General features: G+C 57.0%; 17 protein-coding genes. 14 read left to right on the forward strand and 3 right to left on the reverse strand.

Features of this window, described 5'->3' with window-relative positions; genetic code table 11:
- The first annotated feature begins 89 nt into the window (after positions 1-89).
- The 5 genes from hpaD (at position 90) to hpaI (ending at position 4,435) form a co-directional block, all read left to right on the forward strand.
- Complete coding sequence (gene hpaD / locus B3729_RS11515) at positions 90-947, forward strand: 3,4-dihydroxyphenylacetate 2,3-dioxygenase (RefSeq protein WP_286787950.1); 858 nt, start codon at positions 90-92, stop codon at positions 945-947.
- Between the two features lie 67 nt (positions 948-1,014).
- A complete protein-coding gene (locus tag B3729_RS11520) occupies positions 1,015-1,407 on the forward strand; it encodes a 5-carboxymethyl-2-hydroxymuconate Delta-isomerase (RefSeq protein WP_010799025.1) in 393 nt (130 codons plus the stop codon).
- 47 nt (positions 1,408-1,454) lie between these two features.
- Positions 1,455-2,762: an MFS transporter gene (locus B3729_RS11525; RefSeq protein ID WP_286787951.1), complete on the forward strand. Its 1,308-nt coding sequence runs from the start codon at positions 1,455-1,457 to the stop codon at positions 2,760-2,762.
- Between the two features lie 2 nt (positions 2,763-2,764).
- On the forward strand, positions 2,765-3,568 hold the full coding sequence (hpaH, locus tag B3729_RS11530) for a 2-oxo-hept-4-ene-1,7-dioate hydratase (RefSeq protein WP_286787952.1): 804 nt from the start codon (positions 2,765-2,767) through the stop codon (positions 3,566-3,568).
- A 63-nt stretch (positions 3,569-3,631) separates the two neighbouring features.
- Positions 3,632-4,435: a 4-hydroxy-2-oxoheptanedioate aldolase gene (gene hpaI / locus B3729_RS11535; protein ID WP_286787953.1), complete on the forward strand. Its 804-nt coding sequence runs from the start codon at positions 3,632-3,634 to the stop codon at positions 4,433-4,435.
- Positions 4,436-4,498: 63 nt separating this feature from the next.
- On the opposite strand, the gene hpaR is transcribed toward hpaI, so the two are convergent.
- Complete coding sequence (hpaR, locus tag B3729_RS11540) at positions 4,499-4,975, reverse strand: homoprotocatechuate degradation operon regulator HpaR (protein ID WP_010799021.1); 477 nt, start codon at positions 4,973-4,975, stop codon at positions 4,499-4,501.
- Positions 4,976-5,332: 357 nt separating this feature from the next.
- Between hpaR and B3729_RS11545 the strand changes: the two genes are divergently transcribed.
- A complete protein-coding gene (locus B3729_RS11545) occupies positions 5,333-6,835 on the forward strand; it encodes an aldehyde dehydrogenase family protein (protein WP_286787954.1) in 1,503 nt (500 codons plus the stop codon).
- Between the two features lie 26 nt (positions 6,836-6,861).
- Here B3729_RS11545 and feaR read toward each other — a convergent pair whose 3' ends face one another.
- Entirely contained in the window at positions 6,862-7,803 is a 942-nt protein-coding gene (feaR, locus tag B3729_RS11550; RefSeq protein ID WP_286787955.1) for a transcriptional regulator FeaR, read from the reverse strand.
- Positions 7,804-8,188: 385 nt separating this feature from the next.
- Here feaR and B3729_RS11555 point away from each other — a divergent pair, with 385 nt between their 5' ends.
- Together B3729_RS11555 and B3729_RS11560 are read left to right on the forward strand one after the other, a co-directional pair.
- Positions 8,189-8,506 carry a hypothetical protein gene (locus tag B3729_RS11555; RefSeq protein WP_150346141.1) on the forward strand — a complete coding sequence of 106 codons (318 nt, stop codon included), beginning with the start codon at positions 8,189-8,191 and terminating at the stop codon, positions 8,504-8,506.
- Between the two features lie 142 nt (positions 8,507-8,648).
- Positions 8,649-8,957 (forward strand): hypothetical protein, encoded by a 309-nt coding sequence (locus tag B3729_RS11560; RefSeq protein ID WP_010799017.1) that lies wholly within the window; start codon positions 8,649-8,651, stop codon positions 8,955-8,957.
- Positions 8,958-8,965: 8 nt separating this feature from the next.
- Here B3729_RS11560 and B3729_RS11565 read toward each other — a convergent pair whose 3' ends face one another.
- Positions 8,966-9,829 carry an MBL fold metallo-hydrolase gene (locus B3729_RS11565; RefSeq protein WP_286787956.1) on the reverse strand — a complete coding sequence of 288 codons (864 nt, stop codon included), beginning with the start codon at positions 9,827-9,829 and terminating at the stop codon, positions 8,966-8,968.
- A gap of 96 nt (positions 9,830-9,925) precedes the next feature.
- Here B3729_RS11565 and B3729_RS11570 point away from each other — a divergent pair, with 96 nt between their 5' ends.
- The 6 genes from B3729_RS11570 to dkgB all read left to right on the forward strand — a co-directional run bounded on the left by B3729_RS11570 (position 9,926) and on the right by dkgB (position 16,053).
- A complete protein-coding gene (locus B3729_RS11570) occupies positions 9,926-10,261 on the forward strand; it encodes an ArsR/SmtB family transcription factor (RefSeq protein ID WP_286787957.1) in 336 nt (111 codons plus the stop codon).
- Positions 10,262-10,339: 78 nt separating this feature from the next.
- Positions 10,340-11,905: a bifunctional protein tyrosine phosphatase family protein/NAD(P)/FAD-dependent oxidoreductase gene (locus B3729_RS11575; RefSeq protein WP_286787958.1), complete on the forward strand. Its 1,566-nt coding sequence runs from the start codon at positions 10,340-10,342 to the stop codon at positions 11,903-11,905.
- A gap of 13 nt (positions 11,906-11,918) precedes the next feature.
- Positions 11,919-12,719: a sulfite exporter TauE/SafE family protein gene (locus tag B3729_RS11580; protein WP_286787959.1), complete on the forward strand. Its 801-nt coding sequence runs from the start codon at positions 11,919-11,921 to the stop codon at positions 12,717-12,719.
- Between the two features lie 262 nt (positions 12,720-12,981).
- Positions 12,982-13,254, forward strand: a complete 273-nt coding sequence (locus B3729_RS11585) for a DUF2790 domain-containing protein (protein WP_010799012.1) — start codon at positions 12,982-12,984, stop codon at positions 13,252-13,254.
- Between the two features lie 373 nt (positions 13,255-13,627).
- Entirely contained in the window at positions 13,628-15,040 is a 1,413-nt protein-coding gene (locus B3729_RS11590) for an MFS transporter (RefSeq protein ID WP_019366227.1), read from the forward strand.
- A gap of 209 nt (positions 15,041-15,249) precedes the next feature.
- Entirely contained in the window at positions 15,250-16,053 is an 804-nt protein-coding gene (dkgB, locus tag B3729_RS11595; RefSeq protein WP_286787960.1) for a 2,5-didehydrogluconate reductase DkgB, read from the forward strand.
- Positions 16,054-16,089: the final 36 nt, after the last annotated feature.

Here is a 16,089-nt window from a genome sequence, read left to right on the forward strand (position 1 = left end):
CAAGCACCCGGGTTTTCGGGCTTATCACGGCCAAGCAGTTACAACACAGCGCCCTGATCTTCTGTTCGGGGCTAACAAGGAGAACTGTCATGGGCGAAGTCGTCCTTGCAGCCAAGATTACACATGTTCCATCCATGTATCTGTCTGAACTGCCCGGAAAGCACCAGGGTTGCCGCGAGGCAGCCATCGCCGGTCACAAGCTCATCGGTCAGCGCGCCCGCGACCTGGGCGCCGACACGGCCGTCGTGTTCGATGTTCACTGGATGGTCAACAGTGGTTACCACATCAATTGCGGGCAGCAGTTCGAAGGGATCTACACCAGTAACGAGCTGCCGCACTTCATCAAGGACATGGCGTATCAATATCCGGGCGATCCCGAGCTGGGAGCCCTGATCGGTGGGGAAGCCAATGCCGCGGGGATCCGCACCATGGCCCATAACATCCCTAGCCTGGAGCTTGAATACGGAACACTCGTTCCCATGCGCTACATGCACATGGGCGTACCGGACAGCCAAAAGCTCAAGGTCATTTCCATTGCCGCCTGGTGCGCCTGGCATCGGCTGGAAGACAGCTTTGCCTTTGGTGCTGCGGTTCGTCGCGCCATTGAAAAAAGCGACCGCAAGGTACTGGTACTGGCATCCGGATCACTCTCCCACCGGTTCTCGGACGATCGGGTCGCCGAGGCGAATATCCACAAGTGGACCCGCGAATTCGACAAGCAGGTCGACCTGCATGTGGTGGAGTTGTGGCGGCAAGGTCGCTTCAAAGAGTTCTGCGCCATGCTTCCAGACTACGCCGAGCACTGCTATGGCGAAGGCAAGATGCACGATACCGCCATGTTGCTGGGCTTGCTGGGTGGCGCTGAGTACGACAAACCCGTCGAAATCGTGACCGAGCCGTTCGGAAGCTCGGGCACCGGCCAGATCAACGCCATCTTTCCTGTTTGACTGGTGTTAGCAGCCTCCAGGGTCCGCACAGGCTCCTGGAGGATGCACGTCCGCTGGAGTAAAAACCATGCCCCACTTTATTGCCGAATATTCAGCCAATCTTGAACATGACGCAGACCTGCCGGGTTTGTTTGAAAAAGTCCACGCCTGTCTCGGCAACAGTGGTGTTTTCCCCCTAGGCGGTATTCGTAGCCGCGCGATCCGCATGGATACGTTCCGCATGGCTGATGGAAAACATGACTATGCGTTCGTTCATATGACGCTGAAGGTAGGTGCTGGCCGCGACCTGGAGACAAGGCGTCAAGTAGCTGATGCATTGTTCGAGGTGATCAAGCATCACTTCGCCGAGCTTCAGAGCAGACGCCTGCTGGCACTGTCGTTCGAGATGACCGAACTCTCGGCCGAACTCAATTACAAGCACAACAACATCCATGCCTTTCTGAGCGAGCAGGCCGGTTAGGCAGCGCTCCGTTTGCGTCCTTACAACAACAATAAAAGGCACCCACCATGGCACAGGCAATCGATACGCTTTCGGTTTCGGAAAAAAATGATGCAACTTACCGGCACATCACTTGGCGACTGATGCCATTGCTGCTGGTCTGCTATGTCTTCGCTCATCTCGATCGCATCAATATCAGCTTCGCCAAGCTGCAAATGAGCAGCGACCTGCACTTCAGCGATACCGTGTATGGATTTGGCGCAGGCCTGTTCTTTATTGCCTATGCCCTGTTTGGCGTACCCAGCAACCTGATGCTGGACCGTGTGGGGCCGCGCCGCTGGATTGCCACGCTGATGGTGGTCTGGGGCATCCTGTCCACCGGCATGATGTTCATCGAGTCCGCCACCGGCTTTTATACCCTGCGCTTTCTGTTAGGCGTGGCGGAAGCGGGTTTTTTCCCTGGCATCCTGGTTTATCTCAACCGCTGGTTTCCAGCCCATCGGCGGGCGTCGGTCACTGCACTGTTTGCCATTGCCGTCCCTATGGCAGGGGTCATCGGCGGCCCCCTGTCCGGCTGGATTCTGGAGCTGTTCAAGGACAGCGGCGGTCTGCGGGGGTGGCAGTGGATGTTCATGTTGGAAGGTCTGCCAGTGGTGTTGCTTGGGTTGGTCGTCCTCAAGGCCCTGCCGGACAGCTTCGAGAGCGTCAGCTGGCTTGAGCCTACCCAAAAGCGTCAACTCCGTGATGCCCTGGCGGGAGAGGAGCAGCGCAAAACGATTACCTCCTTTTCAGGCATTGTTCGCAACGGACAGGTGTGGTTGCTCGTGGCGATTTATTTTGCCGTCATGTTGGCCGTCAATACCCTTGCCTTCTGGATGCCAGCTCTCATTCACGGCGCTGGCATCGGTCAAGACAGCAACGTCGGCATGCTCAGTGCCATCCCTTATCTGGCAGGCTGCTTCTTCATGATCGCTGCAGGCCGCTCTTCCGATCGCCACCGCGAACGCCGCTGGCACCTTTGCGTCCCCCTTCTCATGGGTGCGGCCGGTATCGCCATCGCCGGGCTGGCATCTCAAAACACAACCCTCGTCATGCTGGGCCTGGTCATTGCAGGTATGGGCGCAAGCTCCGCGCTGCCCATGTTCTGGCAGTTGCCCCCGGCGTTTCTATCGTCAGGCACACAGGCGGCCGGCATTGCCATGATCAGCTCCTTTGGCAGCGTGGCGTCATTCCTCGCTCCCTACTTCATTGGCTGGATGCGCGATACCACGCAAAGCGCCAGCCTGGCGCTCTATGTTCTGGCGGCGCTCATCGCTGTCGGTGCCTTTTTGGTACTGCGCACCCCTGCCGCCATCGTCAATCCACAAGGAAACTAGCCATGCTCGACAACGCCTTTATCCGTGCGGCCGCTGAACGTCTTGACCAGGCCGAGCGCTCCCGGGAACAGATCGGTCAACTGTCCCTGGAGCAGCCAGAGATCACTATTGAAGATGCCTATGCCATCCAGCGCGCCTGGGTCGAAAAAAAGATCGCGGATGGTCGCAAACTGGTTGGCCACAAGATAGGCCTCACCTCCCGCGCCATGCAGGTGTCATCCAATATCACAGAGCCGGACTATGGCGCTCTGCTCGACGACATGTTTTTCGAAGAAGGAACCGACATTCCCTTCAATCGATTTATCGTGCCACGCGTGGAAGTCGAGCTGGCCTTCGTCCTGGGCAAGCCACTGAAGGGTCCGAATTGCTCGATTTTCGATGTGCTCGATGCCACCGAGTATGTCATTCCGGCGCTTGAGATCATCGATGCGCGTATCCAACAGATCGACCCCCATACTAAGGCTACGCGCAAGGTCTTCGACACCATCTCCGACAATGCCGCCAATGCCGGCGTCGTCATGGGCGGCAAGCCGATTCGCCCTCACGCTATCGATCTGCGGCGCGTACCGGCCATTCTTTACCGCAACGGGGTGATCGAAGAATCGGGTGTCTCCGCAGCGGTGCTTAATCACCCGGCCAAGGGCGTTGCCTGGCTGGCCAATAAACTGGCCGCCTATGACGTCACGCTGGAGGCGGGCCAAATCATCCTGGGCGGCTCATTTACACGCCCCGTGCACGCAAGCCCGGGCGATACTTTCCATGTGGATTACGACCAGCTCGGCAGCATCGCCTGCCGCTTCGTCTAAGACCGGTTTGGCCTGCGGCAGCGTGCTCATGCCCAGGCCAACCTCCCGCCGTGAGGATTTACCATGCAGCTTCCTATCAACACCTTCAAACAGCGCCTCAAAGGCGGTGACCCGCTGATTGGCCTCTGGATTGGCCTCGCCAATGCCTACAGCGCTGAATTAGCCGCCAACGCCGGTTTCGACTGGCTGCTGCTTGATGGCGAGCATGCGCCCAATGATGTCCGCAGCCTACTCGCTCAACTACAGGCCGTTGCGCCGTATGCCACCCACCCGATTATACGGCCGCCCATTGGCGATCCTGTGCTTATCAAACAGCTTCTGGATATTGGCGCCCAGACACTGCTTGTGCCGATGGTCGAATCCGCTGATCAGGCCAGAGAATTGGTAAAGGCCATGCGCTATCCGCCGGAGGGTATTCGCGGTGTAGGCAGCGCCCTGGCACGCGCCTCACGCTGGAACACGATCCCCGGCTACCTGGATCATGCTGATGAACAGATGTGTCTTCTAGTCCAGATCGAGAACCGAACCGGCCTGGATAATCTGGATGCCATTCTGGAGGTCAATGGAGTGGACGGAGTGTTCATCGGTCCTGCTGACCTGTCTGCCGCACTGGGGCATCGTGGCAATCCAGGCCACCCAGAGGTTCAAGCCGTAATTGAAGAGGCGATTGTTCGTATTGCTAAAGCCGGCAAGGCGGCAGGTATTCTTTCAGCCGATCAGAAGCTCGCCCAGCGTTATATCGAGCTGGGCGCAGTCTTTGTAGCGGTGGGGGTCGACACGACGGTGCTGATGAAAGGCCTTCAAACGCTGCTAGGCCATTTCAAGCACAACACTCCAAAGCCCACACATGGTGGCGGTGTCTATTAAGGTATGAGGCACCGAGCCTGAACTGAACCAGCGGCCCTTGGGCCGCTTTACCTGCCCAGCTGATCAACTGTCATCCCGATCGGGATAGACAAGGCGCTCTTCGTCGTCATCCTCCGAGCCAGGCCGCACCTGTTTGAGCTCTTCCAGCAAGGCGATTAGCGTCTTGAGCTTTTCCTCACCAAATTGCTCCTGGATGCGCTGGTAGTTGGTCTCCATACCCGTGGCCATGGATTCGAAGCACGCCCGGCCACGATCCGTCAGGCTCACGTAAACACGTCGCTGATCCTTGGGTGTTTTCCAGCGCTGCACGTACCCGTCACGCTCCATGCGAGACAATACACCGGTCATGCTGGGCTTGAGAATGCAGGCCTGCTTTGCCAGCTGATGGCTCTCCATCTCGCCCCGCTGCCAGAGTATCCGAATGATGCGCCATTGCTGTTCGGTAAGGCCGTGCTCATTCAACAACGGACGGAAAAACCCCATGGCCGCTTCGCGGGCCTGCAACAAGGTAAGCGTAAGAGAAGGACGCGGTTTCAGCATGACAATTAGTCACCAGGAGCCATGAAAGATATCGTTGCACGGGCCGGACGCCAGCCCAATGAATAGATTGGCAGATATACCGCCATTTACCAACGGAGCGGGACCATCGCATATAATTAACATATTAATCAACCATTCTGAATTCCTCTTCGTCCCTCACCCTATTCAAATCGATTGGTGCGTTCACGGCAGCGCAAGCCGCCTTGCCTCATCACACCGGGTGATGCCTTGCGGGTGGCAGAGAAGATCAAACCCTGCGGCAGCGACATGCAAGCTCTCTTGATTGACGACTCCTAAGCTCTGGACATGAAGCCTCACCGCTTGCCTTAGAGCCTTGAGAATAGCCAGGAATCCCTTATGTCTACTGCCGAACTCATTACGCCCCTCGAGACTGTTACCCGTTTTCTGTCGCTTACGCATTCCAGCTTCGTGGATGGCCAGCCCAGCACCGCTTCTCGCGGCGATGTCATTGCGGTAAACGATCCCGCTTCGGCCCAGGCCATTTCACAGGTAAGGCTGGCCGAGCGGGAGGAAGTAGACCGTATCGTCGAGTCCGCCCGCGCTGCGTTTGTCGCGGGCATCTGGAGCAGGGCTCGACCGGCTGATCGTGAGCGCATCCTCCTGCGCTTTGCTGATCTCGTCGAAGCCCACGGCGAGGAACTGGCGCAACTGGAAACGCTGGAACAAGGTAAATCGATCCATATTGCCCGCGCGATTGAAGTCGGCGGCGCAGTTGAATACATGCGTTACATGGCCGGGTGGGCCACCAAGCTCGAAGGGCAGACGCTCGACGTCTCGATACCTGTTCCAACCGGCGCCCGTTACAACGCTTATACGCGCCGTGAGGCAGTTGGCGTAGTGGCAGGCATCGTCCCCTGGAATTTCCCGCTCATGATCGCCCTGTGGAAAATCATGCCGGCCCTGGCCTGTGGCTGCTCCATCATCATCAAGCCCTCGGAAGAAACACCTCTTACCGTGCTGCGGGTAGCCGAGCTGGCCATAGAGGCCGGCGTTCCGCCCGGTGTATTCAACGTACTGATCGGCCGCGGCTCGGTAGCGGGTGCCGCACTGGTGGCGCACCCCAACGTCAGCAAGGTGTCCTTTACCGGCTCTACGGCCATCGGCAAGCAGATCGGGACTGCCGCCCTGCAAAACATGACACGATTCTCTCTGGAGCTCGGTGGCAAGAACCCTATGGTGCTGCTACAAGACGCCAACCTTGAAAAAGCAGTTGCAGGCGCGCTCATGGGCGGCCTACTCAATCAGGGTCAGGTGTGCGCCGCCGCTTCGCGCATCTACGTGCCGCATGCGCTAAAAGCGGACTATGTCGAAGCGCTTAGCGCCGCGGTAAACGGCATGAAGATCGGGCCGGGGCTGGACCCAACCACACAAATCAACCCGGTCGTTTCACGCCGGCACCAGGGCAGTGTTCTTCAGCATCTAGAGCTGGCACGCCAGCAAGGGGCTACTGTCATGACGGGAGGCAATGCACCCGACCTTCCCGGCTATTACGTTCAGCCTACTGTGCTGGCCAACGTTGAGCACCACATGGCGGCGGCACGCGAAGAGATTTTCGGACCGGTATTGTCCGTTATCGCTTACGACTCACTGGATGAAGCCATCCATATGGTCAACGACAGCCAATACGGTCTCACGGCCAGTCTCTGGACCAATGATCTGACCCGTGCCATGGACCTCATTCCCCGCATCGAGGCGGGCACGGTCTGGGTCAACAGCCACGTACCGGTCGACCCGAACCTGCCTTTTGGGGGCTACAAGCAATCCGGTATCGGACGGGAGTTCGGCCGCGGCGCTGTCGAAGCCTTTACCGAACTCAAATCCGTGTGTATTGCCTACTGAGCCTGATGAACGCGGCCTGAGCGTGCTCAGGCCGTCATCGACTGGCTACGGTAGTCCCGCGGGGACCTTTCGAAATGCTTCTTGAACGTCCGGCTGAAGTGAGCCGAGTCGGTAAAACCCCATTTGAAAGCAATGTCTGTGATCGACTCGTTGACCAGACGCTGATCGAGCAGATCGGCAGCGCTGCGTGCAAGTCGGGCACGCTGGATATAACGGCAGACGCTATCGCCCTCTTCTTCGAATAGCCGATACAGCTGGCGGATGGAAATGCCCAGCTGCGCCGCCAGTTTGGCAGGGCTCAAGGACGCATCGGCCAGCTGGTCGTGGATCAGTTGTTCCACTCCGCTTCGCAGTACGCCGCCCTTGGCCTGGAGCTCAACGGCCATTGTGGGCGCACTGGCTGTCAAGGCGGGTTTCAACAGGCTGATCAGCGAATCCTGGAGCGCCTCCCCTTCATCATCCTGCCATTCCTGTGCCGGCATACCCTCGGCCAGCTGGGTACAGATCAGCCGAAGCAACCGGCCGCTGGCACTGCCTGAATTAAGTTTGCCAAAAATATGCTGTTGATCGGCCAGATGCCTGGACACCGCCTCGCGGGGAAGATGAATCGAGCAATGCTCCATCAAACCAAGCGGAGTGATTTCGCAGGTGCCTGCAGAATCAACCAGCGCCATCTCACCGGGCACCAGATCGATGGTATGCCCATGCTGCGTGATCTGTGCTCGCCCGGATCGCTGCATGACCAGAAAGCAGTATCGATCACCATCTTGATCATGCCCTCGTTTGCGAGCCAGACAGGCCGCGTTGGTCTTGACCATGGCCAGTTCAAGCCCGGCTATACGCCGTTGGGTAAGCTCGCCGATAAACAGCGAACCGGTCAACGAGGGCTGCGCGGTAAAACGGCGGCCACAAAAAGCGCGAATCGTTTCTAGCCAGATCGAAAACGCATCGAGACTTTGGACTTGCATGGCATTTCACCTCGGCTGTCATTCAGCCTGTTGTTCTTGTAGATAGTTAACATGTTACCAATTTACTACGAAACTACAGAGGTGCAAGCCCTGATTCCATATGAGCTGATGACCGACCTCCCATTTCACTATGCCATGTTTCCTGCCACTCGCGGCAGTTTGCGCCCGCCAAAACAGACTAAATGGCGATAACCCGTTAAACTACGCCTTTTTTTGTTTGGATTTTGAAAGTCGAGGGGTGATTTCGAAGGCGAAATACTACTCATGCCAATGAGCACACGCTGCCCTGAGGCCAACGCCCCGAGGCCGTCCTGAATCCACTGCAATACCTCGTCGCATTGCGAAGCGGCGACTGTTTTAGCTTGTACTGAAAGGAAGTAATACCATGGTAATGCACTACTCCACCGGCACTGATCAAGTCGCTTGCGGCCGCAGCAGTCCTAATGTCTCTACCCAGCCTGATCAGGTTACCTGCAAGACATGCCTGCGCTCGGCGGCTTATGCAGCGGCAACAGTAACCGACACTCAGGTTCAGGAGATTGCTGCTCCCGTACCGGCTGCCAAGACACAGCCTGTTGAGCAGTCCGTAACCTACCGTACCCGTAGCGTTGCGTTTGCCGAGTGGCAAAACAAGCTGGCCGATGGCAGCCGCCTGCCTCGCGGTCAGCATTTCAAGGGGCCGCAAAAGAAAACCGCGCTTTAATGCATTGCAGGGCGCCAGCGTAAGGCATGACCTTACCCTGGCGCCTGTATCAGGTGATCGATCCCGGATAACTACTGCCGCCGATAGGCCAAGCCTGCCTGGGTCGTTACACTTGCCATCCTATCCGTTACGAACAGAACACATGACCCATCGCCTCTTCACTGGTTTTATGCTCATGGCAGTCCTGCTACTAAGTGGATGCCAGAGCCGCTCGCTGACACCCGTTGAAACCACCTTGCAGGCGCGTCCCCTCCCGCTTGACCAGGTCAGCCGCCAGTCGGAATGCCGCTCCCTTGCCGAGCTCTACTCCAGTTGCTACGTCGCCCTGGCAACCTGGACATACGCCAAGACCGAGCAGAAGGCCACCCCGGAGGAACTCGAAGCGGCCATGCACGCTGCCAAAGCCCGCGCATTGAAACTAAACTGCCCGACGTTTTGGGAAGAAGACTGACGCCCTGCCTAAAGGCGATTGATCGGAATTTTCAGGAAGGTCGCACCAGACTCATCTGCAGGTGGCATCTCACCCGCCCGGATATTGATCTGGATCGACGGCAGAATAAGCGTCGGCATCGATAGCGTTGCGTCCCGACGGCTGCGCATCTCGACAAAAGCATCTTCGGCAATACCGTCGTGCACGTGGATATTGCTGGACCTTTGCTCAGCGACCGTCGTCTTCCAGCATACCTCTCGCCCAGCGGGTGGATAGTCGTGGCACAGGTACAATATCGTCTCGGCTGGTAGCGCCAGTATCCGCTTGATAGAACGGTACAATTGACGGGCACTGCCTCCGGGAAAATCGCACCGTGCGGTTCCTACGTCAGGCATGAACAATGTGTCGCCTACGAATACCGAATGCTCCGCTACCTGATAGGCCATATCCGCAGGTGTATGCCCTGGAACATGCAGCGCACGCGCCGCTATACGGCCAATGTGAAACAACTCGTCCGGCTCGAAAAGATAATCGAATTGTGAGCCATCCAACCGGAACTCAGGTTCCAGGTTGAAAACATCACGGAAAACGCCCTGAACCTGGCGGATGGGAGCGCCAATGGCAATCTTGCCTCCCAGCATACGTTTCAGGTAAGCCGATGCAGAAAGATGATCGGCGTGGGCATGGGTCTCAAGCAACCATTGCACCTTGAGACTATGCTCCTGAATAAATGCAATGATCCGGTCAGCCCCATGTGTGCTGGTTCGCCCGGCCTTGGCATCGTAATTCAATACCGAATCGATGATGGCGCATTCCGAACCATCCGCCTCGAATACCACATAGCTGATGGTAGCCGTGTCGGCATCGAAAAATGCCTGTACTAAAGGAGTCATGTCTATTACCTCTCCATCGATCTACCTTTTTACAATATATTGAATTATATATTGTATGAAAATAGACTGATTGGACGCATGACGAGGAAGGGACCAATGGCAACTCAGCTTTCTACTACCGAAGTCGCTCTGCTCAGGGCCTCTGCTTCAAAAGCCTGCACGCTGCTGAAAGCGCTGGCCAACGAAGACCGCCTCCTGCTGCTCTGTCAGCTGACCCAGGGTGAGCGCAATGTGGGCGAGCTGGAAGACCTGACGGGTATCCGCCAACCGACGCTTTCTCAACAGCTGAGTGTCCTTCGGGAAGAAGGACTGGTCAATACGCGTCGCGAAGGCAAGTACATCTATTACGCCCTTGCCAGTTTCGAGGTCGTTTCCGTCATGCAGACACTGTCCAGCCTGTACTGCGGTCAGGCCCTGAAAAGCATGCAGTAAAGAGTCATCTCTACGTTCAACCTGTCTGCAATAGCGCCATAGACTTTTTGTTGTTTCCTACGCTGTCTGGAGTTGCCCATGGACTACCCCATCAACCGACTCGATGAAACGTTCGCTACGTGCGGACAGCTACAGCTCGATGACTTGCCTGGCATCGCTCAGCAAGGCTACCGCAGCATCATCTGCAATCGACCGGATCATGAAGGTGGACCAGAACAGCCTCTTAGCGAACAACTTCGGCGCCAGGCCGAAGCATTGGGCCTGAGCTTTGTCTATCTCCCTGTCATACCCAGCACCATTCATGAGGGGCAGGCCCAGCAGTTACAGGCGTTACTCAGCACGCTCCCCCATCCGATTCTGGCGTTCTGTCGCACAGGTAACCGCTCTACTCAGCTGTACCGAATGGCGTGCGAGAACGAAGCGGCAAGTAGCCAATACGACGTCGTCATCATGGGCGGTGGGTCAGCTGGTATCGGCGTCGCTGCAAGCCTGCTGCGCCGTGCCCCTGAGCTGAAACTCGCCGTGGTCGAGCCCAGCGATCATCATTACTATCAGCCCGCCTGGACGCTTGTAGGGGGTGGAGCCTACGACGCAGCGGACACGGTTCGCCCGATGGCCAGCGTCATGCCGCACGGTGTCACTTGGATTCAGGCATCGGTCAGCGCGTTCGCCCCGGAGCGCCAGAGCGTGCTGCTCAGCAACGGTAAGCAACTGGGTTATCAGCAACTGATCATCTGTCCCGGTCTGCAACTGGCGTGGGAGCGCATCACTGGGCTGGAAGACACGCTGGGCCAACATGGTGTGACGTCCAATTACCGGTATGACCTGGCCCCTTACACCTGGGAGCTGGTCCGAAACCTGAGGCATGGGAAGGCGCTATTCACTCAACCGGGGATGCCGATCAAATGTGCCGGTGCGCCCCAAAAAGCCATGTACCTATCCTGCGATCACTGGCTGCGACAAGGGGTGCTGAAGAACATCCAGGTCGAATTCAACCTGGCAGGCGCAGCGCTGTTTGGCGTACCGGCCTTTGTCCCACCTCTGATGGCGTATGTAGAGAAATATCAGGCATCACTGGCTTTTCAGTCCAATCTGGTCGCTGTCGACGGCCCTGGCAAAACCGCCTGGTTCGAAGTTACCGCCGATGACGGTAGCGTGAGCCGTCAAGCCAAAGCGTTCGACCTGCTGCATGTGGTGCCACCGCAACAGGCCCCTGATGTAGTTCGGCGTAGTACGCTGGCCGATGCGGCGGGCTGGCTTGAGGTCGATCCGGCCACCCTTCAGCATCCTCGTCATCCAGACATATTTGCCTTGGGTGATGTGTGCGGTACCAGCAACGCCAAGACGGCGGCAGCGGCACGCAAGCAGATCGTAGTCGTAGCAGAAAATCTGCTGGCCTTGCGCAAGGGGCACCCCTTGCCAAGCCGATATGATGGTTACGGCTCCTGCCCACTTACCGTCGAAAAAGGCAAGGTGATCCTGGCCGAGTTTGGTTATGGTGGAAAGCTTTTGCCGACCTTTCCCTTTGATCCCAAGGTGCCGCGTAAATCCGCCTGGTTGCTGAAGGCCAGCGTACTGCCCCGCTTCTACTGGAACGGCATGCTCAAGGGCCGCGAGTGGCTTACCCGCTGCGCCCAGAATTAAGGGAACCCGCTTCGTGCTGCTGGCCTCTCTTCTCGGAATCGGTATCGGCCTTGTGTTAGGCCTGACAGGCGCAGGCGGAGGTATCCTGGCGATCCCGGCATTGACGCTTGGTCTGGGCTGGGCCCTCTCTCAGGCTGCTCCCGTTGCGCTGCTTGCAATCGGCACCGCGGCGACCCTGGGTGCGGTGGACGGGCTGCGCAAAGGTCTGGTGCGATATCGGGCGGCGCTACTCATGGCCGCGTTGGGACTTTGCTTTTCGCCCCTTGGAAGTCAGCTGGCGCATCACTTGCCCAATCGTACCCTCATGCTTTGCTTCTGCCTGATCATGTTGTTTGTTGCCATCCGCATGCTGCTTCAGAGTCGGGCTACGGTAGATCAAGCCTGTACGACTCACGGCCCGCTTCAAAAAAATTGCATGCTGGATCCAACGACCGGACGCCTGCATTGGAATGGCCGATGCCTGGCTACGCTTTCGATCATCGGAAGCCTGTCGGGCCTGTTGACCGGTATGCTCGGTGTGGGGGGCGGCTTTCTGATCGTCCCGGCCTTGCGCCAATGCAGCGATATCCGCATGCAGGGCATCGTGGCCACTTCGCTGATGATGGTGGCGCTGATTTCCCTGGGTACCGCAGCCGGTGCGCTTTATCGCGGCGTCACGCTTGGCTTGCAGGCAGAGCTTTTCATAGGTGCCACGCTTGTAGGCATGCTTGCCGGGCGCCTGCTGTGCAAGCATTTACCGGCCCACCTCTTGCAGCGGTCGTTTGCGGTGCTTTGCCTGGGTGTCTGCGTTTACCTGTTCATGACTGTTTTCTAATCAGCTCCGATTAATCTGGTCCTTTAACCGCAAGAGAGGATTCAGTCGATCAAACTGATCTGGGTTTCAGACAGACCCTTACTACCGTAAGACTACGGGAACGCTTAGTACAGCAGACGACTATCTTAGCCAGCACACTTCCACGCTTCACCCATCATTGAGAGCAATAGTTGGCACCAGTAGGATCGATTTCACGCATAGTAGGCGTGTGCGATTCAATGACCTCATCGAAACCAACCACCCCATCGAAGAGGTCATTATCATGAAATACGCCATTGCTACTGCCCTGCTTGCCTCAGCCTTCGCTACCGGCGCGTTTGCTGCAGACTCTCGTTCAGCACAGGACAATATTCCGGTGGAACAGTATCACTACGGCATGAAGATTGATGTCGCCAAAGTCATTTCGATCGAAAAGGCCGACACGAACGACCTCAACAACGCCGAACCTGCCACCATGGTGTATCAGGATCATCAAGGCAACGTGCATAAATTGCAGTACCTGGAAAGCGTTGAACGGCAAAATACGAATGGTTGATACGACTAGTACAAAGCCCCGGCCACGCGGGGCTTTGAGACTTGGCCTGCACCAGCAGCACTCCCCGCTCCCGACTAAGCGCAACGTCCCTATCACACCTCCAGAGCAGATTTTCGGGCGGCTCTGACCTCTCGATCCGGCCATCGGACATCCGATGCTCATCCGCATGGCATAGCGCTGCGCCCCTTGCGAGTACACACCGCAGCACGATCAACTTGACAGACCTCCCCACCACACCAAAGATTACACAGAACGTAATCGATTTACGATTTCGACTGATATTTTGATTGATCTCCAGAACTGCCTTTCTCTGACCGCTAGTTGATCCGCGCGCCCATTTTGCCTGCACAAATAAAAACAAAAGGTATTGGCAATGCAGAACCAAATAACCAGCTTTCGCGATGCTCTCGATTCACATCCCGTATCACGCTATCAATGGCAGATACTGGCGCTGCTGGCGCTCTTGCTCATCAGTGACGGTTATGACGCTCAGCTACTGGGCTACGTGGTGCCATCTATCGCCCAGGAATGGGGACTGGAGAAATCGGCCTTTGGACCGGTCTTCAGTGCAAACCTGATCGGCCTGACCGTTGGCTCTCTGCTCGTTACACCACTTGCGGACCGCGTAGGTATCCGGCGAGTGCTCATGAGCTGCGTTCTGCTGTATGCCTGCCTTACCTTCGTCACCGTCTATATCGACTCGTTGCAGGGCCTGGCGATACTGCGCTTTTTTTGTGGCCTGGGGATGGGCGGCGCTATGCCCAGCGCAATGGCACTGATGTCGGACTACTCACCACCCAGGTTGCGTACCCTAATGGTCACATTGGCCGCCTGTGGGTTCTCGTTTGGCGGCGCAGCGGGCGGCTTCGTAGCAGTGGCGTTCATGGATCGTTTCGGCTGGCATGCCGTATTCGTCATAGGAAGTGTAGCCCCGCTGCTGCTCTTACCTTTCCTGCTCATGCTGCTACCTGAGTCTCTGCCACGTCTGCTAAGGGATGCCCCGCCCTACGCCCGGCTGACCGCTGTCACGTCCCGCATGGTTGCCGGCTGGCAGCCGCCAGCACCAACCGTTGATAGTCAACAGGAGCCTGCCTCTGCCATAGCCGTGGTGGATCTCTTTCGCAACGGATACGCGAGACCTACCCTGTTTCTCTGGGCGACGTTTTTTGTCAGCCTGATCCTGCTGTATTTCATGATCAGCTGGTTGCCCTCTCTCCTTCAGGAAAGCGGTATGCAGCGAAACTCGGCAAACCTTGCCACGTCGATGTTTTTGTTTGCCGGTACATTGGGTGCCATGCTCCTGGCATACTTCATGGACCGGGTGGCCAGCAAGGTTCGCTTGCTGAGCTGTATTCTGGCGGGCGCAGCCGCATTTACCGTACTGCTTGGGCTGACCCATCAGTATCAGGCACTGCTGTTGGTATTCGTATTTGCCGCAGGCTTTTGCACCATAGGCGGTCAACTGACCTTGAATGCCTTCGCAAGCAATTTCTACCCCGCGCAGGTACGCGCAACTGGCGCAGGTTGGGCGTTGGGCATTGGCCGCTTTGGCTCGATTCTCGGGCCTCTCCTGGGTAGTCTGCTGCTCGGCCTGCATTTGCCAGCCCAAACCATCATTGTGCTGGCTGCTATTCCGGCCATCCTGGCCGCCTTGCTGATTCTCAACGTTAAAACCCCCTCACATAACGCGACGCCCATTAGGCAACATGACCATGGTTCCTCACACGGGCCCATCCAGCGCTCCAGTGATCAACCGCCGGCGCTCAAAGGTGAGGCGCCTCTGTAATCGATCACCTCAAGTTCCGCTGGGGCAGACGACCAACGTCCTGCCCCGCCTGACTTCAGAAAGGCCTTCTCCCCTTAATCCTTGAGTAAAAATCAAAAGTATTCTGAGGATTAAGGGCTTATTCAGATGATATCAACCGATCACACTGAGCTCCGAACCCTTTGCTTGGGACGCAGCCGTGTCCCTCCAATCCTTTCGGAGAGCCCGTTATGAGTATTCCTTCCTTTGGCCTTGGCACCTTCCGCCTCACAGGACAGACCGTCATCAACTCGGTACGCCACGCTCTTGACTTGGGCTATCGTGCAATCGATACCGCACAGATCTACAACAACGAAGCAGACATTGGGCAAGCGATTGCCGAAAGCGGTATCGCACGCGACCAACTCTTTATCACGACGAAAATCTGGGTAGACCACTACGCCAAGGACAAACTGATTCCCAGCCTGCAGGAAAGCCTGAAAAAACTCCGGACCGACTTCGTGGATCTGACGTTGATCCACTGGCCCGCACCGGGTAATGGTGTGGGGCTACCCGAATTTATGGAGGCATTGGCCCAGGCGCAGCACCAGGGCCTGACACGCCAGATCGGTATCTCCAACTTCAACATCGAACTGACCCGACAAGCCATCGACATTGTTGGTACAGATGCCATTGCCACCAACCAGATTGAGCTTAGCCCTTACCTGCAGAACCGTAAGCTTGTTCAATATTTGCAGGAGCAGAATATTCCAGTGACCTCCTATATGACTCTGGCCTACGGGAAGGTACTCAAGGACCCTGTCATTAAGGCCATTGCCCATAAGCATCAGGCAACGCCAGCGCAGGTTACCCTCTCTTGGGCGTTACAGCAGGGATATGCAGTCATCCCTTCCTCGACCAAGTTAGAGAATCTGGCCAGCAATCTGTTAGCCCAAGAGCTGCGTCTGGATCAGGAGGACATGGCAAAAATCGCCTTACTTGAGCGAAACGCTCGTGAGGTCAGCCCTGAAGGGCTTGCACCCGCTTGGGATTAATCACCTGCATGACCGTAACGTACGGTACTCTTCGAA

Origin of the sequence: Pseudomonas sp. UBA3149 (assembly GCF_002364655.1) — a bacterium.
GTDB lineage: Bacteria > Pseudomonadota > Gammaproteobacteria > Pseudomonadales > Pseudomonadaceae > Chryseomonas > Chryseomonas luteola.